Origin of the sequence: Streptomyces sp. TP-A0356, from assembly GCF_001417775.1 — a bacterium.
In the GTDB taxonomy this organism is placed as follows: domain Bacteria; phylum Actinomycetota; class Actinomycetes; order Streptomycetales; family Streptomycetaceae; genus Streptomyces.
Map to the genome: position 1 here is coordinate 1 of NZ_BBZJ01000042.1, position 21,657 is coordinate 21,657.

Here is a 21,657-nt window from a genome sequence, read left to right on the forward strand (position 1 = left end):
GCGTCGTCGCTTCTGATGCGTCCTGGGGGGACACATGACCAACCCGTACATGCCGCCGCCACCGCCTGCCCCGCCTGTCCGTCCAGCCCCGAAGTGGGCGCGGAAACGGTACGTGCTGCCCGCGATCGGCTTCGCCTTCTTCCTCGGAATCGGCGCCGGCGCCAGCGGACAGAACGACAACAGCGTCAAGAACGCGGCCGGTGAACCGCGGCCGACCGCAACCGTCACCGCAACGGCCACAGCGACAGCGACAGCCACCGCCAAGCCTGCACCGACGCCGACGGTGACCAAGACGGTCCAGGTGAAGGTGACCGTCACCGCGCAGGCCGCCACCGACAGCAGCTCCGGTTCCGGCAGCGACGGCAGCGGCAGCGGTGGTCAGAGTGCTTCGGGCACCTGCTCGATCGTCTCCAACTCGGGGAACTGCTATTCCGCCGGCGAGTTCTGCCGCAACAGCGACCACGGAGCATCCACGACCGACGCGAGCGGTACGAGCATCACCTGCGCACCCAGCGGGAGCAGGTGGCGCTGGACCTACTCCTGACCCACGGCAGGAGCCAGCACAACCACCGCCGGCCCCGCATGGGCCGCTCGTCGTACCTGTCCGCCATCTCTTCAGCACGGCTCCGGCCAGTGGCCCGGAAGCTCGGGAACCGATCAGCACCGAGACCACCTCCTTCCCGTCTCGCCTACTGAACGAAGCCTGGCCCATCACCACGGGGGGAGTGACGGGCCAGGCTCGGCGTCCACGGTGCCACATCCCCCGCAGGTACGCAGTCTCTTCAGGAACGGCCGTGTCGACGCGCTTGGCATTCGGCTCTGTCCGCCGGGTGACGTCCCGGGGCGGGCACCGGGTGGCCGCGGTGGCATCCGTGCCGGTACCCCGCCCGGGCAGATCAGCTCAGGCTCAGCTTGGACAGGGCGGTGGTCCAGTCATTGGCGATGGCCTGCTGGGCGGCAGCGAGGGTGACCTTTCCGTCGCAGACCGCGGTGTGCAGCTTCGTCTCCACCGGGTCCTTCTTGTTGTTGATCCCGCCGCCGGACTTGTGGCCGGGGTCGGCGGGTTCGACCCACAAGTTGCGCTCGTCATTGGGGTCGCCCCCAAGCTGGAGACTGATGAGGTGGTCGTACTCTGCGTCTCCCATGCGGCCGGTGTAGCCGTAGGAGGCCGCGTTCAGCTTCTTCTCCCGGCTGGTGACCGAGACAGGCGGGCGGATGCCGCCGGTGTAGCCGCCCTTGCGGCAGATCGTCGACTTCAGCGTCGCCTGGGTGACCGCCGGAGAGATCGCACCAGGCGTGCACTTGGGATCCGGGAGCGGCTCCCCACCCTCGTAGCGGTAGTGGCAGCTGCCCGCCGGAGGCTGCTGCTGCACGGTGTACGTCTTCTGCGGACCGGCACCCACCGCGATCGCCTGCCCCAAGCCGCCGCCCGCACCGGTGGCCGATGTCTTGGACGACGGGGTTCCGCCCAGTGATCCGGCCCCGACGTTATGGGCTTTGGGCGAGCAGCCCGCCAGAAACAGTCCAGCGAGCAGCACGGACGACGCGATACGGACAGCGGATCTCATGACGGCACCTCACACATGGGCAGTATCTGAGCAGATGCTGCCCCAGCCGCCTTCCGCCCTACCGACCGGGGGGCGGCGCGAAGGCGCACAGCGTCACACGGGGCGGCGCCCACCTGCAGTGCAGGTGGCATTCCTGCTGGCTGTCGAGTATGTAGGTGGTGGTGTAGTCCTGCCACTGGCACAGCCAGGACTGCGGCGTAGTCGGCGCGGTGCCTGCCAGTCCGGTCGGCGCGCTACTCCCGCCAGGTGGTCGCGCTCTGGTCGAAGTCCTCCCGGTAGGCGCGGCGCTGGGTGAGGTCGGATTCGGTCAGCTGCGGGTGTACCGGCGGCTGCTGCGAGGCAGGCCAGAGTTGGATCAGGTGGCGTTCGCCGCGGTCGCCGACGCCGGGCTCGGGGTTGGGGGTGTGGCAGTACAGGCGCATCCGAATCCACGCCGGCAGGTGGTCGGTGGGCAGTTGGAGTGGGCCGTCTTCGGGTTCGGCTTCTTCGAAGTCTCCGCTGCCGAGGATGTAGATGCCGGGGGTGTCCTCGGTGGCGTGCAGGCTCATCTCTTCCGCGGGCCCCCAGGCTGGGTCGGTCTCGGGTGGGGGCGGCCCGTCGTGGGTCTGGACGGTGATGGTGATGGTGCCGGTATCGGTGTCGGTGAGGATGTGCGCCGTGTCGTTCCCGATGGGCCCGCACCGCCAGCCGTATGGCCACTCGGGCGGCCATTCGTAGTCCTCGCCGAGCGCGAGGAGGTAGCCGTACTCGCCGGTCTCCGGCGCCAGGGTGGTCTCAGCGATGATCATCGTGGTTTCCTCACGCAGAGGGGGCACCCTCGGCTCGCGGGAGTGCCCCATGTTGCCGTAACGGCCCACCGTGTCAGACCGTCAGGCGACGACGTAGAACGGGTCGTGGTCCATGACGTGCATCGGCCGACGCCAGTTCGTGATCCGGGCGCCCTGGGTGTTGTTCTCGTTCGGGCTCACCCACGTCGTCTCGCGCTGCGAGGCGGGCAGCTTCTTGCCGCCCTCGTAGGTTGAGGCGAACGGGTACTCGTCACAGTAGGTGCGCCCCACCCGCTTCATGTCCGGCGGCGCTGTCCGGCCCCCGCAGACTGCCCTGCGGTTGTCGTTCTTCTGCTTGGTGTTGATCATCCAGTGCAGGGGCTTGCCGCCGTTCGGGTCGCCGTAATGGCCGCCCTGGGCGCGGAGCTTGCGGATCCCGTCATCGATCCACGGGATACCCACCATCGACACCGCCGTGGGCGCGTCGGTCATGGCGCAGCCGGAGGTGCCGTAGTAGTTGTCACACCGCCAGGTCGCCGACTTGTAGCCGGTCGAGCCGGGGACGTAACCCGGTTTGGTGAAGCTGAAGACGTACCTGGTCTGGGTCTTGTTGTTGATACGACCCTTGCGCATGGGCCCGGTCGTGTAGGTGACGCTGCCGCTGGAGGCCGCATCGAGCAGGTGCGGCCCGTAGTGCGTTTTCGCGCTGGTGCCGTTCCCGGCCGTGGCGGTGACGTTGACGGTGATGCCCTTGCCCTCGCCGGTCGTGCGGGCCTTGGAGAGCTGGAACTTCTCCCCCCAGTTCGCCGACTTCGAGTTCAGCGTCATCGAGTGACGGACGGTGAACGTGGCCGTGCCCACCTGTCGAGGGACGTTGTTGATGACGCGGATGACCTTGACGCGGACGGTGGCCCACTCGCACTCGCTGAACCGGTTGATCAAGATCGTGTCGACCCTGCAGGTGGCGTTCGCCTTCGGCGCCACGGCCACCGCCCCCGCGGCGGTGGCCGGTGGAGCGGTCTGTACGGCCACCGGCGCGATGTCAGCCTGGATCACCGCCGAGGCCGCCGACCGCTCCACGGCCGCCTGCGAGAGCCCGGCGGCCGGGACAAGCAGTCCGGCCGCCAGAGTAGAGACGGTGAGACTTCTGACGATGTGATTTCGCAAGACATTCCCCCTGTGCTGACCAACGGTGCGCGAGGCGCAACCAGCAACTGGCATGCGCTCTCGTCGCGTTGGCGACATCCAAGCACGGCCCTCTGCGGGACGGCATCCGCGTTACGGCCGTCCAGGATTTCCTGCCCGGAGTTTCGGCCACACTGCCCGCGTGAAGCCGCTGCAGGTGAACGCCCCACAAGCAACACGGGCGGGCGGGCACGCCCGCCTGTGCCGCTCACGCCAGCGGACATCCCGCGAGTACCGCGGCCACCGGGCACGTCTCACGAACGCTCCGAAAGACGACAACCCGCTCAAGGAACAACCCTGGCGTCACGACCGCGTGAACAGGCCCAGCCAGCGGCCATCGAGGCCGCACGCGCCACGCACACGCCGAGCGGAAGGTTGTCTCAACTCCGACTCTCTCCGCGAGATCGGCTGGCGTTCGAGCGGCTGCAGCAGCGTCTCGCCCGGCGGGGCCGGTGCGGCCGAAGCGGCGCGCCAGTGGCCGACGCACTACGTGGTCTTCGGCCTGGTCCATGCGGGCGCGGAGCTGACCAACTGGCGTACGAGCGGCGGCGCGCAGCGTTTAAGGCGCTGTTCGCCGACCACGGCCCGGAGGCGTCGCTGACGCTGTGCCCTTCGACCACCGAGCCGGAGACGGCGAGAGGGTGGCTGGAGTGGACGGCGGCCGGGCTGGAGGGGCTGTGCTTCAAGCGGCTGGATGAGCCGTACCGGCCGGCGCGCTCCTGGCGTCAGTACAAGGTATGGGTCACCACCGAGGCCATCATCGGTGCCGTCACCGGCTCTCTCGCAGCACCTCGGACGGTGCTGCTGAGCCGCTACGCCACCACGGGCCGCCTGCGTAACCGCTCCGCTAATCCGGTCAAATTCTCTCCAATACAGAACAGTATCTATCTCTCAATAGATATATGCGAGGACGGCAACCTTCTTAGTACGGACTGAAGTTGGACAGTTCTCGATCCCGGGCGTTTTTCCATCACGTGATGGATTCTTCAGGGCGCCACAGCGGCAATCCCTCACGTGATGGATAATTCAGGTACGCTCGGGGGTTATCTAGTGCGTGCTGACGGCTTTGGAATGGTCTCTCAGCACTCGGCGCTCTCTGGGGGTGGCTCCCCCTGCAGCGCCAGCGAAGACCTCGCCCTCGGGCGGGGTCTTTCGTGTCTCTGGGTCCCTCCTGAAGGTAACGGAGAGCGCGCGGCCTGGCACACACAACTGGCGGTGAGGCGCCAGATCTTAGTGCGGGCACGGTGATCACGCTTCTGCTCCGGGAAATGGAATGGAGCACTCCGTCAGCATTGGCCAACGAAGCCCAGCGCTCAAGAAAGTGACCGAGATTCAACTCGGCACACCCTTGTTGAGTTCCGGGTGGGCGGCAATTGGTCACCCGCTTGCCATGCCGTAGCATGCGATGCAACCGGTGGTGAGTTCCTCGCCAGGACTCACACCCCGACACCGGCCTGCGCACCAAGAGAGACCATTCCATTCCGTGGTCGAGCTTCGATCGGATGATCGAAGCTCGGCCCTATCTCCTGTTAGGAGAAGCAGTTGTCGCAGGGAATCCTGGCGGCGGTGCTGATCTACGGGATCACGCTGCTCGCCGCATGTCTGGCCATCTGGCTGCTGAAGAGCAAGCCCGTACGGATCGCCGCGGTGATCGCTGCCCTCGCCACGCTGGTGGCCGCCCTGGTCCCCGCTGTGAAGGTCCTCGTGCAGGACAACAGTTCGCCGCCGGCCGACGTTGTGGCGCCGAAGGTGCCGGGCCAGGCCACGCTCGGCGCGTCGACCCCGCCCACAGAGCCGACGGACACGTCGAACGCTTCGCCCTCCACGGACAAGGAGAGCAAGTAGATGGCGCGGCACCCGCAACCGGTGAGGCAGGCAGCACAGGTCCTCGCGAACACCGGGCTCGCGGCCTCGCTGAACCTGACTAAGGAAGCGAGAGCTGTCCTCGATGCCAGGATCCAGGATCTGGGCATGGGTGGCAGGTCCGCGATGGCAGACCTGTCGTCGGCGTACGAGCTGCCGATCTCCGTCCTGCTGGAAGTGAGCTCCGTTGCCCGGTACCGAGTACACGGACGCGGGGAGCGGCTGCTTCTCCGCAGGAGCACGGGGAACGTCATCTTCTTGATGGACGGCTGCGTTGCCGAGCGGACCTTCGACGATCAGGTTGTCCGTCTGTGGCGGGGCGGTGCGGTTTTCGGGGACGATGACGTCGTCCGCAGCGCGTTGCGGGCCGACGCGAAGCTGTACAGGAACTCGTACCTGACCTTCCTGTCAGAGACCCGGACCCTGCTGATCCCCAAGGACAAACTCCGCAGCTTGGCGATGGCTGAGCCCACAACGGCGCTCATGCTCGCGCGGATCGGGATGGAGAGGGCCCAAGTCGTCGAACGGCTCTACACCTCCAACCGGAAGTCGTCGGCGTCCCGCGTGGCCGCGCTCCTCGACTATCTCGCCGGCGAGAGCACCGTGATGCGCGCGCAGACGGTCGAGAACGAGGACCGGCAGCTCGTCGTGAAGCCGATGAGGAACGCGGTCGTGGACGGCCCGACGCAGACCGACATCTCGGAAGCGCTGACCTTGGGCAGGGCCACCGTCGAGAGAGCCATAACGCAGTTGCGCAAGGAGGGCGCCCTCCTCCACTTCCCGAAGGGCGCGCGCACCTACAGGGTGTACGAGATCGGGGACCGCGACCTCCTGCAGGAGATCGCACGGGGCGGCTGAACACCGGCCCCATCGCGGTGAACCGCGGACGCGCGGCACAGAGCACTGTGCCGAGCCTCCGCTCCTCCCCCACGTCACCCGCGCAGGAAGACGAAAGCGGCGACCGGAATCACGCCACCGACGCAGGCGGAACCACGAGCGGACGACCGCGAGCGGGCTGAGCGGGGCGTGGAGATCCTGCTGCCGCTGGTGCAGGAGTCACCGCGCTCCACTTCCCGTAAGGCCACGGACCCTCTCGCGGACACGCTCACGCGGACAGTCCCACCCACTGAGACCGGTAGACCGGTGGTCTACCGGTCCAGCAACGTCCTACGTCCGTACGGACTACAGGTTGCTGTACGGAAATACGCCGTACGAATGGGAGTTCACACCCCCGCGAGGCAATCGAAGGACCGCCGCCTCGTCGGACATCGATGACGCTCACTGTTGCTTTCTCTGTCAAGTTCAGCGTGTCGAAGTGAATCGTGGCCCCCCGGGTGGCCGCTGAGTAACCCTGACTTGGTTGGCCTGGACGGTGAAGAGGACTCGAGGAGTGAGCCGGGCCGGACGGCCTGGCTCGTCGACCGTTTCCCGGAGGGTCGACGAATTACGCGAGCTCAGAGCTACTGGGAAGTATCAGTGCCGAGTCCGTGTGGAGCGTGATGCGCACCGGTGTGAAGGTGGTGGCGTCCACCGGCGACTCACCGGTGCCCGGGTTGCGGGCGTAGCGTGGGTGGGCGCCTCCGCTGATCTGCCAGCGTATGCGGTGGCCGATGGGGAAGCGGTGCGCGGTGGAGCTCATCGGCACGGTGACCTGCGAGGGCTCCTGTTCGGTCGTCCGGAGTCGGACGAACCCGTCACAGATGTTGACGGAGCGGCCTTGTGCGTCCACGTCGCAAAGGCGGGTGAAGACATCGGCGTGTCCGGTGTCCGTGGAGATGCTCATCCGTGCGGAGACGGGACCCAGGATGTCCATGGGCTCGGTCAGTGGTGGGCCGGTGAATGTCAGGACGTCGTCTCGGGCCTCCAGGGTGGCGTTGTTCCGGGGGCCGGCGGCGCGGGAGAGCAGCGGACCGCCGAGGGAGGGGGTGGGGTCGGCCGGGTGGTAGCGGAACGCCGTCACGGGTGCGGAGTCTGCGGGGGCCAGCTGGGTGAGATGCCCGCCGGGGATGGGGTACCACGAGGTGGCAACCGCGGCTGGCGGCCAGTCGTCGAGGTCCCGCCAGGTGTCTTCGCCGCCGATGTGCACACGCACCGCGGTGGGACGCAGGCCGGAGGGATCGGCGTACAGGTGCGCGCGCAGCCACGCGAGGCTCTCGGTGAATACCTCGGGCCATCCTTGCTGCAGGGCCGAAGTATGGGTCCAGGGACCGACGAGCAGGGCGGTCTCACATCCGGCCTGGCGCAGCCGGTCGTACTGCTCGAAGGTCTGGTCGACTAGTGCGTCGTGCCATCCTGTGATCAGAGCCGTGGGCACGCGGAGCCGCTGCGTCGACTTCGCCAACGACGCGCCGTGCCAGTAGGCGTCCTTGGCGTCCGGGTGTGTCATCACGCCGTCCAGCCAAGGCAGTTCGCTGCCGAAGGCTGACACGTACGCCCCACGCAGGGGCCGCGCGGTGGTGACGTCGCGCAGGCGGCGCTGCAGGCGCAGCGTCGCCTTGAGGAACGGTGCCATGCCCTGGTGCTGGTAGTTCATGGCTGCACGATCCCTACGCCCTGTTCCACGCAGGCGGTGCGCTTCGCCTGGAGAACGCCCTCGCCGTGGGCGTGGGCCCTACTTGCACCACCATTGCCTTCAGTTCTGGCGGTGGGTCCAAAGCGAGGGCCCATTGCACGTAGCCCAGGTAACTGGGACCGACGGTCCCCAGTGTTCCGTTGAACCAGGGTTGCTCGCGCAGCCAGGACACCGTGGCCTGGCCGTCGGCGGCCTCGTTGCGCCACAGATCGAACATGCCGCTCGAACCTCCGGTGCCGCGGCAGCTCTGCAGGACCACGTGGAAGCCCTGTTCGGCGAAGAGCAGGCCGTACTGGGGCGACCACGGCAGGCCTCGGCCATAGGGCGAGCGGACCAGGAGGGTGGGGAAGTCTCCCTGGGCGCGCGGGAAGTAGTGGTCAGTGATCAACGGGCTGCCGTCGGCGGCCGGCACCAACAGTCCCGGCTCCCATCCGGCCTCGTACCGTTTCGCCGGCAGACCTCGCCAGGTCGCCCTCATCATCCGGGAGGACAGCGGCGGTTTTCCGGCGGGTGGCACCCAGACTGGCCTGGCTACGGCGTCGGGCGTACGTGATGGCATCGTCCCCCTCCGGCTGCCGCTCACCGTCGCCGGCTGCTGCAACGACCCCGCCGAGCAGCCCTACATCGAGGGGGAACTCCGGCCCCGGATGGGCGATGACGTGCGCTGGGTCGGGGAGGCCGACCGGCGCACCAAGCTGGACCTCCTGGCGAGCGCCGGCTGCCTGCTGTTTCCGATCCAGTGGGAGGAACCCTTCGGGATGGTGATGATCGAGGCGATGGCCTGCGGCACGCCGGTCGTCGCACTCCGCCGTGGATCGGTGCCCGAGATCGTCGAGGAAGGCGTCACCGGCTTCAACTGTGATCATCTCGCCCAACTGGCCCAGGCGATCGGCTCGGTGGACCGGCTGGATCCCCGCGCCTGCCGAGGACGAGTCCACCGTCACTTCGACACCGATCAGATGGCGGCCGCCTACGCCGCCCTCTACCAGCAGCTTTGCTGGAGGCACCCGCGCAGCGAACCGGCCGCCCGCATGATCCCTCTGCTGCGCTAGGCGCGGTTCGGGCCTAGCGCACCACGTCACGGTCAGCCCCGCCCGCGATCCCACCTCGTGTGGTCACCTGGGGATCGAGCCGTGTTTGCCCACGTCCCCGAGGCCGTGGTCACCGATCTCGCGAAGGAGTCGGCATGCCGGACCCGACCCAGGCCGTCGGGCACGTACGAGAAACGCTTTCGCCGGTGAGGACGTGTGTCAAGCCCCGAGGCGTGCGTCACGTCCACGCGGCGACCGGACGGTTGCGCGGGTTCGTAAGCAAGCTGAGGATTGGATAAGGGCCACGCGAAAACTCCCGTTTTATTCGCTATGTGGCCTTCACCTTCTCGCTCAAGCAACCCTCCTTCCGTCCACCTCACCGCACGTGGGGAGCACTCATGAAGACAGACGCCCGTTCCACCTCCCGCCTCCGGCACGATCCGCTCGTGCGTGGCCTGGGCTGGGCCAGTGCGGCCCTGGGCGTTCCTCAGGTCGTCGCCCCGGCGGGCTTTGCCCGGGCCTTGGGCGTGGGCGACGCCTTCCGGCACCGCTCGGCGACGTCCGCCGTCGGTGTGCGTGAGCTGGCGGCGGCGACCGGTCTGCTGGGGCGGCCGCATCCGGCCTGGCTCTGGGGTCGCGTCGGTGGTGACCTCATGGATCTGACGATGCTGACCCGTGCCCTGAGGAACCACAACGGTCGCGGCCTGGGCCGTACCGTTGCCGCGACCGCCGCGGTCACCGCCATCACGGCCATGGACGTCTACGCGGCCGTGACCCGCACCCGTAGGAGCACCCCCATGGAACTGACCGCGGCCACCACCGTCACCCAGCCCCCGGACGAGGTCTATGCCCTCTGGAGGGACCTTGAGCGACTGCCGGACTTCATGGCGCACCTGGACGAGGTGCGCGTCACCGGCCCGCGCACCAGTCACTGGCGGGCCAGTGCGCCGTTCGACAAAGCGGTCGAATGGGACGCCGAGACCACCCAGGACGTCCCCGGCCAGCTGATCGCCTGGCGGTCGGTGGACGGTGCCGACATCGACAACTCCGGCGAGGTCCGCTTCGTGCCCGCCCCCGGCGGCCGGGGCACGGAGATCCGGGTGACCCTGCGCTACGACCTACCCGGCGGGGCGCTGGGCAAGGCCGCGACGCGCTACTTCGGCGAGGAACCGCACCAGCAGCTGGACGACGACCTGCGCCGCTTCAAGCAGATCGCGGAGACCGGCGAGGTCGTCCGCTCCGAGGGCGCGCCCGGTGGCAAGCGGGCCCGCGGCGAGTTCCCACAGCACCCGGCCCGACCGCTGACCGAGGACGAACTGAAGGAGGCCCTGGCATGAAGGCGAACTGCTGGACGGGACGCAACTCGGTCGAGGTGCAGGACGTCCCCGAACCGTCGATCCTGAACAGCCGCGACGCCATCGTGAAGATCACCTCGACGGCGATCTGCGGATCCGACCTCCATCTGCTCGACGGATACGTCCCCACCATGGAAAAGGGCGACATCATGGGCCACGAGTTCATGGGAGAGGTCGTCGAGGTCGGCCCCGGCATCAGCGACGACAAACTGCGCGTCGGCGACCGGGTCGTCGTGCCCTTCCCCATTGCCTGCGGCGCCTGCGCGTCCTGCCGCGTGGAGCTGTACTCGTGCTGCGAGAACACCAACCCCAACGCCGGCATCTCGGAGAAGTTCTTCGGCCATCCCACCGCCGGCATCTACGGCTACTCCCACCTCACCGGCGGCTTCGCCGGAGGCCAGGCCGAGTACGCCCGGGTGGTGCTCGCCGACGCCAACGCTCTCAAGATCGAGTCGGACCTCAGCGACGAGCAGGTGCTGTTCCTGTCCGACATCCTGCCGACCGGGTACATGGGCGCTGAGATGTGCGACATCCAGGAAGGTGACGTCGTCGCCGTCTGGGGCGCCGGGCCAGTCGGCCAGTTCGCCATGGACAGCGCCAGGGTCCTGGGCGCGGAGAAGGTCATCGCGATCGACAAGGAGACCTACCGGCTCGACATGGCCGCCGCCGAGGGGTACACGACCATCGATTTCGAGGACACCGACGTACGGTCGGCGCTGCTGGAACTCACCGGCGGCCGAGGCCCCGACAAGTGCATCGACGCGGTCGGCATGGAGGCCACACACGGCGCCTCCCACGTCCACCTCTACGACCGCGCGAAACAGGCGGTCCGCTCCGAGACCGACCGGCCACACGCCCTGCGCCAGGCCATCCTGTCCTGCCGGAGCGGCGGCGTGGTGTCGGTCATCGGCGTCTACGGCGGGCTGATCGACAAGTTCCCGGCGGGTGCCTGGATGAACAGGTCCCTGACCCTGCGCACCGGGCAGTGCCACGTGCAGAAGTACATGAAGCCGCTGCTGGATCTGATCGAGCAGGGCAAGATCGACCCCACCCGGGTCATCACCCACCGGCTGCCCCTGACCGAGGCACCGACCGGCTACGACCTGTTCAAGAACAAGAAGGACCACTGCGAGAAGGTCGTCCTCAAGCCATAAGGTCCGCGCCGATGAACTGCGGCGCCCTTGCGGCGCCCAGCGGCCGGACTCTTGGTGGCAGGAGCTCGCCGGGACGCTGGAGAAGGTGTCGGTTGTAGACACCGACCGCGTCGCTGTACGACAGCAGGGATGGGCCGCGCGCCGGAGTCCGGCGGGCGCAGCAGGTGTCCGGCCGGGCATCCGACTACAGGTTGACGGTGAGGCAAAACTGGCGGGGACTCGGTCCCGCGCCACCCGCGCCGAGCCTCATCCCCCAAGCCGACGGTGCGGACGCGGGCAACGGTGTCCGGCGACGATGAGCAAGGGGTCGAGCCTGATAACGCCCCCAAGGGGCGACCGTCCAGCAGCACGAGGGGGCTGCTAGGGAGCTGACCAGGGGAAATGGAGAGTTTCCGCTGGAGTTCCTCCTGGCCGTTCCCCTGCCGGACCCATCAGTACCGGAGGGGCCACTGCACCATGGCGCGTCAGGACCCCAGTAGATGACGGCCCGCAGTTCAGCACACACCTGTCGGCCTGCGCACGGCGCGGTATGGCTTGTAGGCCATGTTCTCCGCACCGGTGGGTTGCGGCATCAGGTTGCTCGGGTGCGTGCCAGAGCAGACTCGGCCAACTCGATAATTCAGCGAAGCTACCGCGGTACCCGTGACGGCTGACGGTGTGAGGTCCCGAGAGATCTTGGACAGTTTGGTCCCAGAAGATGCTGGACGTCATCGGTAGATCCTGGACAGTCGCTACTTCCTCGTGCGCGCGACGGCCTTGAACTGCCTGATCGGTTTGTCGCTGGTGCGGGCGTGGGTGGACAGTTCGACGTCGCCGTCCAGGACGCGGAAGACGGTGTCCTCGATGAGGATGGTCGCGGTCTTTCCGGCGTGAGCCCGGCCGATCCGCAGGCGCTGGCCGCCGACCACCACCCCGTCCGCGGGCACCTTGCGCTGAGCCCGCAGGGCCTGAGCCGTCGGCGGGATGATCGCGGTGCTCGGGCTGCGGGCTCCACTGATCGGGGCTCGTTGCTCCGGTGGGACGGGTGCGGGCAGCGTCTTGACCACGCGGCCGTCGGCGATGACGTGCATCAGCCGGCCGTCGAACCGCAGGGTGACCTGCTGTCCGGCGAGCTGGGCCGAGAGCTTGACGCCCTGCCCGCCGAGGCCGACGTCGCCGTCCCGCCCGACCAGCCGGTCGACCTCGATCACGAGCGGGGCCTGCGGCCCGTCGGGCAGGGCGGACGCCGCCGGTTCGGGGCCGGCGATCCGCCCGCCGCGGGCAAGGGCTCGGCCGCTCAATCCAAGAACGTCACGGTCTCGGACAGCGCAGCGCGGGGGATGCGGGGATGCACCGCATCCGGGTCGGCGAAGCCGATGGACATGCCACAGAACAGGACTCGTTCCGGCGGCGGCGAGATCACCTCTGCGACACTACGGTGGTACTCCGCCCACGCCAGTTGCGTACAGCTGTGCAGTCCTTCGGCGCGCAGCAGCAACATCACGGTCTGCAGGTAGATGCCCGCATCGGCCCATTGCGGTGCTGGCATGTCCCGATCGAGGTAGCAGAACAACGCCGTGCCGGCGCCAAAGCAGTTCCAGTTCTCGGATCGGGCTCGGGCTCGGGCCGGCTCGTCGTCGCGGGCGATACCGAGCGCGCTGTACCGCCGTTCCCCCAAGACGGCCATTCGTTCTCGGTAGGGTGAGCGGATCTCGGGCGGGTATATCGCGAACTCGCGGTCGTCGCCGCGGTGACCCGCGGCCACCAGCTCGGCCACTCGTTTCTTCAGCTCTGCCAACCGGACACCGGACAGGACGTAGATGTGCCATGGCTGCAGGTTGCTCCCCGACGGCGCGTCAGCGGCTGCCGCCAGCACCCGTTCGAGTGCTTCGCGGGGCACGGGCCGATCGGTGAACCTGCGGATGGATTGTCTTGTCCGTACCGCACCGTAGACGTCCACCGTGCCAGCGTAGGGAGTCGCCCGAGCCGAACACGTCGTCGTAGCCGCCGTCGCGGTATCAGCGTGGGACATGTTGCACACGTACCTCTCGCTCCTGGGGGTCTGGGTTGATGAGCTGCGGCTCGGATCGGTGTTTGACGATGTGGTCGACGAAGGCGGTCAGGTAGCTGTTGGCGAGGGTCAATCCGCGGCCGCCGTCGATGCTGCCCAGCGCGAGCTGGGATCGCAACGGCGCAGCGAGGTAGTACGTGGCGTAGTCGGTGAAATTGAAGTGGCGCATGCCGATGATCTGGTAGCAGAAGGCTGGTCCGGTGCTGGCGGCCAGCAGGGCGCGGGCGGTGGCCTGGTCGGACCGGTCGGCGGGGCTGGTGGGCCGGCAGATGCCGGTGACGCACGAGTCGCTTTCGATGGTGAGGCTAGGCCGGTTGAGACCGGTGTGGACCACCGGGCCGTACTGGGTGCCGTCGAGGTTTGCGGCGGCGGCGCAGTGCGGGTCGGCGTGGCAGGCTTGCAGTGCGGCAGCTCCGCCGAACGAGTGTCCGATGTAGGCGATGTGGGTGGCGTCGATGTGCCCGGCGAGTGGTCCAACCCGATCGAGGTCGGCCACCTGGGCCGCGGTGAACCGCGCGTCGGCGGCCCATACCGGTACGAGGCGGTCGCCGGCCTCCTGTGCGACGCCGGCGTGCAGGTCGGTGCCGTCGAAGCCGGCGGGGTCGCCGGCTGGGCTGGCGTGCACGGCGTGACCGTGCAGCACCGTGAGGTTGGCGCTGTAGGTGGGGGTGACACCGGCGACGAGATAGCCATGACTGGCCAAGTTTTCGGCGATTGTGGTGTATTGCGGCGCTGCGAAACCCATGCCCGGCTCCAGTACGACGATCGGGAACTGGCCGGTGGTCGCCGGTACGCCGTCGAGGGCGTGGTTGCGCACAGCGCCGAATTCGGTTTCGCCCAGTGCCGGCAGGCTGGCCAGGTGTAACTCGCCCCAGGCGCCCGGCGCGTAGAGCGCGGGGCGGCCGGTGGTGTTTGGCGGCGCCGGGTACCACAACCAGACCGACAGCTCGCGAAGGCTGCCAGCGCGCGGGGCGAGCGGATCAATCCGGCTGTGGTCGATCCAGTCGAACATGGTCCGCCCGACGCGGTACGGCCCGGTCGTGGCAGGCAACGTCACCGGGCGGGTGTGGCGGATCGTCACGTAGCCGACGTACCCGCCGACGGCGACGAGGATCGCCAGTACCAGCGCCAGGATTGCCCTCAGCGTCCGGCGCAGCCACCTGCGCCTGGCGCGGTCAGCCCGCATGGTTGTTGCTCCCCGCTGCCGTGACGGCCCGCAGTCCGCGAACTCCCGAAACCGCAGCGACCGTCAGCGCGGCGGCCATGACAAGCGCGAACACTGCGACTCCGGCGGATCGGGCCCGGGCCATCGTGTAGCCGACGGCGGCGATGGTCGCGATCACCATTGCGGCGGTCGCGACCAACCCGGCCACCACGGCCACGGTCAATGCGGGACCGTCGGGCCGCGACCGCATCAGCGCGAGCGCCGGGCAGGCGGCGCAGCCGGCCGCGGTCACCACCCCGAGAACGGCCAGCAACAGGAATCCGGCCATCCCGATCCCCGCACCGGTTCGCGTGTGGTGCCGCAGCAGCCCCGCCAGCGCCGCGGCGGCGGCCAGGAATCCCAGCACCAGTACGGCCGGCGCAACTAGCGGCGCGACAACGCGCGCACGGTACCGGGACCGGCGCACCATCGCGACCGACAGGGGCAGCCAGGCGGCCGCCATCGCCAGCACCGACCCGAACGCGGCGAACGTGAACACGTCGTACCAGCCGGCGCCCCGCCCGTGTGCGAACACGGCACCGTCGGTGGTCAGCTTGGCGAACAGGATCGTGCCGGCGGCCAATGCGGCCCATGCGCACGAGGTCACCCCGACGGTAGTGCGCATCCGACCGGCATGGTCATGCAGCCGGACCGGCGGATGCAGCCAGACGCGCACCGCGGCGGCCACGACGTCAAGCTCGGTGGCCAGGCGCACCCCGCTATCGGCAAGCAGCGCGCTGAACTCGTCGGCGTATCGAGCCCGCCAGGCTGGCGGGTACAGCGCAACCAGCATGCGAATCCGCCAGCCGTCCGTGGTGCTCACGCCCGGCCCCCGGCCAGCCCAAGACGCCGCAGCCCCAGCTCGGCGACCCGACGCATCTGCTGGACCTGGTCGGCCAGCGCCCGCTGTCCGGTTGCGGTGATCCGGTACGGTCGGCGCCGGCCCTCCGCCGGCAAAGCCTCGATCAACCCGTCGTCCTCCAGCCGAGCGAGTACGCCGTACAAGGTGCCGGGCCCGAGTTGGACGCCGACCTGCTCGGCGATGTCGCGCGTGATCGCGTACCCGTGCTTGTCCCCCTCGGCCAGGCTGGTCAGCACCAACACAGCCGGATCTGCCTCGGCGGCCACAGCGGCTCCCTTCCCTACGGACGGATGGTCGCCCGACGTTATATCGTGCTGCGATATAACGTCAACCGGTCTATTCGGGATGCAGCGGCGACGTGATCGATTGAACTCTCGCCGTCGGCCATCCAGCCCGGCGAGCTGTCGCCTCGGCGCTGACCGCCTCGGTCATGGTGGCTGTCGCGTTCACAGCCTTCGCCTCTCACCACCCAGTACTACAGCCGGAGATCTTGTGACGGAGCCTGCGTGGTGTCGTTGACCGGGCATGATGCTGGGTGTGACGGCTGAGCAGATAGCCGGGTGGGATGCCGAACTGTCTTCGTTGACCGGTTCGTTGGGATACTTGTTCAACCGGCCGGAACCTCGGGCGGTGTTCGCGCAGTTCATCGAGGGGCTGCTGACGGACTTGCCGAAGAAGAACGGCTGGACACTGTCGGAACGCGCCGGGCATGTGACTGCGGACCGGATGCAGTGGCTGCTCAACGGCTCGGTGTGGGACGCCGACCGGCTGACCACTTCTGAGGCAGGCCCAGGGCCTTCAGGTCGGCCGAGGTGTTGTGCTTTCCGTCGACAATGCCCGTGAAGATGGTGTCGATGCTGTTCATCTGAAGGTAGTAGTGGTCGCTTTGCTGCTTCTGGGAGGAATGCATCCCCAGGAGCAGCACGGCGGCCGCGCCGACGGCGCCCATGGCTCGCGAGGAGATGAATCTGCCCACGTGCCCGCGTGCCTTGAGCCAGGGCACGCCGCGCAGGAGTAGGACGAGCAGGATGCTGCCGACCAGCGGCAGCAACTGCGTTTTGGCGCCGACGGCGAGTAGCCCGCCCCCCACCACCAATGCCAGTCCGAGCACCCCCGCCGTCAGGCCGCGGCCGAGAAACGCGATGCCGGCCAGCACGAGCAGGATGCCCAGCAGACCGGCGGGCTCGCTCAGGGGTGAGGCGAAGTAGTCGAAGTACGCGGCGTCCGCGACGATCAGCCACACGCCCCCGGCCACCGCGATCCGCGCGACCAGGGGAAGACGCAGTGCCATGGTCAGGAATGCCAGCACCGAACTGGCGATCAGGCAGCAGATCAACCCTGCCCTTGCCGAATACCTCATCCATGCAGGTGGGAGCAGCTACCGCGGGTGTCTGAGCGTCGTGACGCGGTGGACGTCTGCATGCGCCCACGTGAGCACGATCACCGCGACATGATGGGTGGTCATGCTGCTGCGACTGGCATACCTGGGCATGACGAACGCGTTCGCGTTGCTGCGACTGCTGCCGATGGGTGACCGGGAGAAGGATGTAGAGATCCTGGCCTTGCGCCACCAGGTCGCCGTGCTCGAGAGGCAACTGAGCGGGCAGCGGGTGCAATTCGACGCGGGTGACCGGGCGCTCCTCGCCGCACTGCTCCACGGTCTGCCGCGAGAGGCGCTTCGCCGGATCCGGTTGCTGGTCCGGCCGGACACGGTGCTGCGCTGGCACCGCGACCTGATCGCCCGACGTCACGCCGCCGCCTCCCGGCCCAAGCGAGGCGGCCGACCGCGTACCGTGCATTCCATCCGAGCACTGGTACTGCGTCTGGCCAGGGAGAACCCGAACTGGGGTTATCGGCGCCTGCACGGCGAACTGCTCGTCCTCGGGGTGACGGTGGCGGCTTCCACCGTCTGGGAGATTCTCAAGGACGCGGGCATCGACCCAGCGCCCGAGCGAGCCTCGAGCACCTGGGCGGGCTTCCTGCGTTCCCAAGCCGACGCACTGCTGGCATGCGACTTCTTCGAAACGGTCACCCTGACCGGAGCACGGCTGTACGTGCTCGCGGTGATCGAGCACACGAACCGGCGCATACGGATCCTGGGCTCGACTGCTCACCCGACCGCCTCCTGGGTGACCCAGGCCGCAAAGAATCTCGTCATGGACCTCGAGGACACCGGCTGTCGAGCCCGCTACCTGATCAGGGACCGGGACGGGAAGTTCCCCAAGCTGTTCGATGCGGTCCTCCAGGACGCTGGCATCGAGATCGTCCTCAGCGGCATCCGGATACCCCGCATGAATTCGATCACCGAGCGGTGGGTGCAAACCTGCCGCCGAGAACTGCTGGACCGGACACTGATCTGGAACCAGCGCCATCTCCTTCACGCCCTGCGCGAGTTCGAGACTTTCTACAACGGGCACAGGCCGCACCAGGGCCTCGCGAATGCCCGTCCTCTGCGTCCATTGCCCGAACCAATCGACGATCCGGAGCGGATCGCACGCCTCGACATACGACGAAGCGCGAGGCTCGGCGGCACCCTGCACGAGTACGCGCATGCGGCTTGACCAGCACGGATGAGGTATTCGGCAAGAGCAGGGCTGGAATCTGGCCGGATGCCCTCGGCCACCCGTTCGCTGAACCTCGGAGTCCTGTACTGCACGAGTTGGTGATCCTGCTGGCTCATTGTGCGGTGGCCTCGACGGTGTCCTCCGACTTGCGGGCCAGCAAGTGGGCGTCGAGGAAGCCCCGCTCAGAGGCCGGGTCGTGGAGCAGCCGGGCGAACGTGACGAGCCCGGCCCGGGCCAGTAGCTCGGCGAATCGGTCCGCCGGCCAGCTATAGGCGGGCGTCACCTTGTGGTCGAAGCGGACCGGCTCGGGCCCGTCGGTCGCGAAGAACGAGACCAGGAGCAGGCCCCCTGGTGCCAGGCCACGCGCCTGCTCGGCGAGCAGCGCGGGTAGTTCCCCAGGAGGGGTGTGAATCATCGAGTAGTGGGCCAGCACGCCGCCGAGCGCGCCGTCCTCGACTGGCAGGGCCTCCATGCGCGCCTCGTCGAACTGCAGCGCCGGATGGGCCCGCCGGGCGTGGTCGACCATGGCTGGGGAGAGGTCGAGCCCGAAGGCGTCCAGCCCCAGGTCATGCAGCATGGCCGTCAGATGTCCGGGCCCGCAGCCGACGTCGGCTGCCCGCGGGTTCCCGGTCCCGCGCACCAGCTCGGCAAAGGTGCCGATCATGTTCCGTGAGAACGGGTGCGTCTCCAGCCGATTAGCGAACATCGACGCATACAGCTCGACGACCCCGTCGTAGGCCGCCCTGGTCTCGTCCTGGTACTCCACCACGGGAAGGAAGTTAACACCCGCCGTTCGCAGCTGTTCTGCCACCTCGTGCTGAATCCCGCGCCCGTCGACGCTGACGCTCTCGCTACCACGACAAGACCACCACCCGGCTCCGCAACGAGGCCGGTGGGACCCGGAGCCGATACGCCGTTGGCAACCACAGTCGGTCACCAACTGGCTGGGTTCCTCGGGGAACCGGCGACAGTTGATTAGGCGATCACACCAGTAAGACCCCTATTCGGTCACGCGGCAAGGGAGAGGTCGAGTCGGGCAAGGTGACTGACGCGGGTGCAGTCGAGCGGGTGGCCGTTCCACCAGGCATCGAGGCGGATGAGGTTGAGTGCAACGGCGGAGAAGACGTGCTCCAGGTGGGTCTTCTGGAGACCGAGGTAGCGGGCACGTCTTATCCCGGTGACCGCGACGGTCGCGCACCGGGCAGGGGCGGCATGTCTCCTTGTCGAACTTGATGACGATGGCCTTGGTGCCGCGCAGAGTGGCGGGGCTCCACCAGGTGCTGGTGTCCCCGCGTGGGCAGGTGGCCTGTCGCTTGTCCCAGTCGATGGTGAACGCGGTGCGGTCGAACCCGACGCCAGCACGCGCCTGGGGTGAGCTGTTCATCAGGACCGGGGTGACCAGGGTGACTCCGAAGTTCTTCTTCATGCCCACGATCAACTCGGCGGAGGCGTAACCGGAATCGAGGAAGTGCTCGGCGGGCAGGAGATCGCGGGCGGCGAGCATGTGATGGACCGGTTCGGTCATTTCCGCATCGGTGACTGTGGCGTCGGTGGTCGCGATGCTGGTGATCAAGCGCGGCGGCGGTCCGTCGGCTCCAGGGATCAGCGCCTGGCCGCCGGAAGCCGGGTCCTGGTCATCGGCATCGTCGCAGGACTCACTGATGTGGATCTTGTAGCCGGTCCACCAGGAGCCCTGTTTGAGGCCGTAGCGCGCGTCGGTGTCGTACGGAGAGGCCAGCCGCAGTCTGCCGGGCGGGAGGTCTTTGCTCTCCCGCCGTTTCACCTCCGCTCCGGCCTCGGTCACGGTGCGGTGGTAGTTCTGCACCCACATCGTGCGCAGGACCTGCACCGCAGGGAGTTCACGCAGCCAGGCCGGGGCGTCAGGGGCATGCACCGCCTCCAGCAGCGCGAACCCGTCCCGGCCGTAGACCAGGGCCATCTCCTCGCGTTTGCTCCTGGAAGCCGGCGGATGCCAGGAGTGAATCCGCGGGCCGTAGCGCTCGACCCAATCGTGAACGGGCACCGCCCCGGTCAGCCAGTCCGGGGCCGCGCAGGCCAGCGCCTCCAGCGTGGCCCGCAGTGTTTCCCCAGCCAGTTCCAGCCTGTTCAGGTCGCGTACCGCCGCCAGCACGCGGGTGGAGTCGGTGCGCTGCCTGCCTCCCGCCTTCACCAGGCCCGGTCCTTGAGGGCGGTCAGCAGCAGGTCGAGCACCTTCTCCTCCATCCCGTGCTCGACCAGTCGCGTGCGGAACTCGGACAGCACCGAGGCGTCGAACCCGGGATCATCCAGCTCCAGGCCGAGCGCGTACTTCAGGTCCATGCCGTACCGCACCCGATGCGCTGCCGCCCGGTCGGTGAGGTTCTCGGCGAACTGCAACACCGTCACCAGCGCCAGCTGGCCCGGTGACCAGCCCGGCCTCCCTCTGGATCCGAACGCCTCGGCAAACTCGGCGTCCGCAAACAACTCGCCCAGCTCGTCCCGGACCCGCATCGCCAACGGGTACGGGCCCCGTGCCGCCACAACCCGCGCTACTTGCGCGGTCAGCTCAGGCACCTTCGGCCACGGCCTCGGCCGCATCGACATTCCACACCCCACCCGCGACCGCGATCGCCAAGACGGCCGCTGCTGTCCCGACCAACGAGCTACCAGCCCCGCCGGGCACGGAATAAGCCAGCAGGATCGGTGACAGAGTTCTTACCGGCTCACCCAACTTTGCGCCGAAACACGGAAGTCCGGAAAGACTTACCCCGGCCGAGGTATGCAGTGCACAGGTCACTTCCTGTTCACTCCATGGCTCTACCCGCATAGACGGAGTGGTGGTGTCATGCCGTCAGCCGCCCGGCACCCCACAGTCCGGGCCGACCCTTCAGGAGAAGTCCGCATGCGCCGCTTCACCGCCACCACCTGCGCCCTGGGCCTTGCGGCCACCGGCCTGATCGTCGCATCGACCGGCACCGCCCACGCTTCGGCCTGTTCCCACGCCTACCTGCCGCTGCCCGATGCCTCGTGCACGCCCGGCGCCTACAACCCCAACGTCACCCAGTCGAACATCCACAGCACCATCTGCGTGTCCGGCTGGACCGCCACCGTCCGCCCCCCGACCTCCTACACAAACCCCCTCAAGGCCCAGGGCATCATCGACTACGGCTACTCCGACACCAACATGGCCGATTACGAGGAAGACCACCTCGTTCCCCTCGAACTCGGCGGCGCACCCCGCGACACTGGCAACCTGTGGCCCGAGCCCTACTCCGGCTCCCAGACCGCGCACTCCAAAGACGGAGTGGAGACGAAACTGAAGAACGCCGTCTGCGCCGGCACCATCACCCTGTCCGCCGCCCGCAACGCCATCAAGAACAACTGGACCACCGCCTTGCAGGTCACCGGAATTGGCTGACCCCGCCAACCGCCGGGACATCCAGACGACACGTTCCGGATGCCCCGGCAGCACGGGATCGGCAGCAGCGGCACCTGGGAGGCGT

Annotated in this window: 19 protein-coding genes and 2 pseudogenes; 9 read left to right on the forward strand and 12 right to left on the reverse strand. The window is 68.1% G+C overall.

Annotated features, from left to right (window positions below; genetic code table 11):
* Positions 1–34 precede the first annotated feature (34 nt).
* Entirely contained in the window at positions 35–544 is a 510-nt protein-coding gene (locus ASC56_RS35465) for a hypothetical protein (RefSeq protein WP_063785058.1), read from the forward strand.
* Between the two features lie 352 nt (positions 545–896).
* On the opposite strand, the gene ASC56_RS35470 is transcribed toward ASC56_RS35465, so the two are convergent.
* The 3 genes from ASC56_RS35470 to ASC56_RS35480 form a co-directional block, all read right to left on the reverse strand.
* Positions 897–1,568 (reverse strand): hypothetical protein, encoded by a 672-nt coding sequence (locus ASC56_RS35470; RefSeq protein WP_055495730.1) that lies wholly within the window; start codon positions 1,566–1,568, stop codon positions 897–899.
* A gap of 233 nt (positions 1,569–1,801) precedes the next feature.
* A complete protein-coding gene (locus ASC56_RS35475) occupies positions 1,802–2,356 on the reverse strand; it encodes a hypothetical protein (RefSeq protein ID WP_055495731.1) in 555 nt (184 codons plus the stop codon).
* 81 nt (positions 2,357–2,437) lie between these two features.
* Positions 2,438–3,502 carry a NucA/NucB deoxyribonuclease domain-containing protein gene (locus ASC56_RS35480; protein WP_234377228.1) on the reverse strand — a complete coding sequence of 355 codons (1,065 nt, stop codon included), beginning with the start codon at positions 3,500–3,502 and terminating at the stop codon, positions 2,438–2,440.
* 492 nt (positions 3,503–3,994) lie between these two features.
* On the opposite strand from ASC56_RS35480, the gene ASC56_RS39080 reads away from it, so the two are divergent.
* The 3 genes from ASC56_RS39080 (at position 3,995) to ASC56_RS35490 (ending at position 6,241) form a co-directional block, all read left to right on the forward strand.
* Positions 3,995–4,456, forward strand: coding sequence for a hypothetical protein (locus ASC56_RS39080; protein ID WP_234377229.1), 462 nt, complete (start codon positions 3,995–3,997; stop codon positions 4,454–4,456).
* Positions 4,457–5,062: 606 nt separating this feature from the next.
* The gene (locus ASC56_RS35485; RefSeq protein WP_055495733.1) at positions 5,063–5,365 is read left to right on the forward strand and encodes a hypothetical protein; all 303 of its coding nucleotides are present in this window, start codon (positions 5,063–5,065) and stop codon (positions 5,363–5,365) included.
* Positions 5,366–6,241 carry a Crp/Fnr family transcriptional regulator gene (locus ASC56_RS35490; protein ID WP_055495734.1) on the forward strand — a complete coding sequence of 292 codons (876 nt, stop codon included), beginning with the start codon at positions 5,366–5,368 and terminating at the stop codon, positions 6,239–6,241.
* A 586-nt stretch (positions 6,242–6,827) separates the two neighbouring features.
* Here ASC56_RS35490 and ASC56_RS35495 read toward each other — a convergent pair.
* Positions 6,828–8,433 (reverse strand): annotated as a pseudogene (locus tag ASC56_RS35495) (CocE/NonD family hydrolase).
* Here ASC56_RS35495 and ASC56_RS35500 point away from each other — a divergent pair.
* The 3 genes from ASC56_RS35500 to ASC56_RS35510 all read left to right on the forward strand — a co-directional run bounded on the left by ASC56_RS35500 (position 8,336) and on the right by ASC56_RS35510 (position 11,495).
* Positions 8,336–9,007: a glycosyltransferase gene (locus ASC56_RS35500; RefSeq protein WP_234377230.1), complete on the forward strand. Its 672-nt coding sequence runs from the start codon at positions 8,336–8,338 to the stop codon at positions 9,005–9,007. The pseudogene ASC56_RS35495 and the gene ASC56_RS35500 overlap by 98 nt on opposite strands.
* 377 nt (positions 9,008–9,384) lie before the next feature.
* On the forward strand, positions 9,385–10,323 hold the full coding sequence (locus ASC56_RS35505; RefSeq protein ID WP_055495736.1) for an SRPBCC family protein: 939 nt from the start codon (positions 9,385–9,387) through the stop codon (positions 10,321–10,323).
* Positions 10,320–11,495 carry a zinc-dependent alcohol dehydrogenase gene (locus ASC56_RS35510; protein ID WP_055495737.1) on the forward strand — a complete coding sequence of 392 codons (1,176 nt, stop codon included), beginning with the start codon at positions 10,320–10,322 and terminating at the stop codon, positions 11,493–11,495. The genes ASC56_RS35505 and ASC56_RS35510 overlap by 4 nt, the downstream gene beginning before the upstream one ends.
* A gap of 731 nt (positions 11,496–12,226) precedes the next feature.
* On the opposite strand, the gene ASC56_RS35515 is transcribed toward ASC56_RS35510, so the two are convergent.
* From ASC56_RS35515 to ASC56_RS35540, 6 genes are all read right to left on the reverse strand, one after another.
* Complete coding sequence (locus ASC56_RS35515; protein ID WP_055495738.1) at positions 12,227–12,775, reverse strand: hypothetical protein; 549 nt, start codon at positions 12,773–12,775, stop codon at positions 12,227–12,229.
* Positions 12,772–13,434, reverse strand: coding sequence for a nitroreductase (locus ASC56_RS35520; RefSeq protein WP_055495739.1), 663 nt, complete (start codon positions 13,432–13,434; stop codon positions 12,772–12,774). The genes ASC56_RS35515 and ASC56_RS35520 overlap by 4 nt, the downstream gene beginning before the upstream one ends.
* 58 nt (positions 13,435–13,492) lie before the next feature.
* Complete coding sequence (locus tag ASC56_RS35525; protein ID WP_055495740.1) at positions 13,493–14,731, reverse strand: hypothetical protein; 1,239 nt, start codon at positions 14,729–14,731, stop codon at positions 13,493–13,495.
* Positions 14,721–15,572 (reverse strand): hypothetical protein, encoded by an 852-nt coding sequence (locus ASC56_RS35530; RefSeq protein WP_234377231.1) that lies wholly within the window; start codon positions 15,570–15,572, stop codon positions 14,721–14,723. Before ASC56_RS35530 ends, ASC56_RS35525 begins: the two co-directional genes overlap by 11 nt.
* Positions 15,569–15,877, reverse strand: a complete 309-nt coding sequence (locus ASC56_RS35535; RefSeq protein WP_079102943.1) for a PadR family transcriptional regulator — start codon at positions 15,875–15,877, stop codon at positions 15,569–15,571. Before ASC56_RS35535 ends, ASC56_RS35530 begins: the two co-directional genes overlap by 4 nt.
* A gap of 473 nt (positions 15,878–16,350) precedes the next feature.
* Positions 16,351–16,947: a hypothetical protein gene (locus ASC56_RS35540; protein ID WP_055495743.1), complete on the reverse strand. Its 597-nt coding sequence runs from the start codon at positions 16,945–16,947 to the stop codon at positions 16,351–16,353.
* Between the two features lie 127 nt (positions 16,948–17,074).
* On the opposite strand from ASC56_RS35540, the gene ASC56_RS35545 reads away from it, so the two are divergent.
* Positions 17,075–18,172, forward strand: coding sequence for an integrase core domain-containing protein (locus ASC56_RS35545; protein ID WP_055495744.1), 1,098 nt, complete (start codon positions 17,075–17,077; stop codon positions 18,170–18,172).
* A 115-nt stretch (positions 18,173–18,287) separates the two neighbouring features.
* Here the strand turns inward: ASC56_RS35545 and ASC56_RS35550 are convergent, their stop codons facing one another.
* Together ASC56_RS35550 and ASC56_RS39085 are read right to left on the reverse strand one after the other, a co-directional pair.
* Positions 18,288–18,944 carry a trans-aconitate 2-methyltransferase gene (locus ASC56_RS35550; protein ID WP_055495745.1) on the reverse strand — a complete coding sequence of 219 codons (657 nt, stop codon included), beginning with the start codon at positions 18,942–18,944 and terminating at the stop codon, positions 18,288–18,290.
* A gap of 239 nt (positions 18,945–19,183) precedes the next feature.
* Positions 19,184–20,758 (reverse strand): annotated as a pseudogene (locus ASC56_RS39085) (transposase).
* A 298-nt stretch (positions 20,759–21,056) separates the two neighbouring features.
* Between ASC56_RS39085 and ASC56_RS35565 the strand changes: the two are divergent.
* On the forward strand, positions 21,057–21,572 hold the full coding sequence (locus tag ASC56_RS35565; protein ID WP_055495747.1) for a hypothetical protein: 516 nt from the start codon (positions 21,057–21,059) through the stop codon (positions 21,570–21,572).
* The last annotated feature ends 85 nt before the right edge of the window (positions 21,573–21,657 follow it).

Coding starts and splice junctions, on each gene's coding strand:
- ASC56_RS35465 (WP_063785058.1), top strand. CDS start 35: ATGACCAACCCGTACATGCCGCCGCCACCGCCTGCCCCGCCTGTCCGT.
- ASC56_RS35470 (WP_055495730.1), bottom strand. CDS start 1,568: ATGAGATCCGCTGTCCGTATCGCGTCGTCCGTGCTGCTCGCTGGACTG.
- ASC56_RS35475 (WP_055495731.1), bottom strand. CDS start 2,356: ATGATCATCGCTGAGACCACCCTGGCGCCGGAGACCGGCGAGTACGGC.
- ASC56_RS35490 (WP_055495734.1), top strand. CDS start 5,366: ATGGCGCGGCACCCGCAACCGGTGAGGCAGGCAGCACAGGTCCTCGCG.
- ASC56_RS35505 (WP_055495736.1), top strand. CDS start 9,385: ATGAAGACAGACGCCCGTTCCACCTCCCGCCTCCGGCACGATCCGCTC.
- ASC56_RS35510 (WP_055495737.1), top strand. CDS start 10,320: ATGAAGGCGAACTGCTGGACGGGACGCAACTCGGTCGAGGTGCAGGAC.
- ASC56_RS35525 (WP_055495740.1), bottom strand. CDS start 14,731: ATGCGGGCTGACCGCGCCAGGCGCAGGTGGCTGCGCCGGACGCTGAGG.
- ASC56_RS35545 (WP_055495744.1), top strand. CDS start 17,075: ATGCTGCTGCGACTGGCATACCTGGGCATGACGAACGCGTTCGCGTTG.
- ASC56_RS35565 (WP_055495747.1), top strand. CDS start 21,057: ATGCGCCGCTTCACCGCCACCACCTGCGCCCTGGGCCTTGCGGCCACC.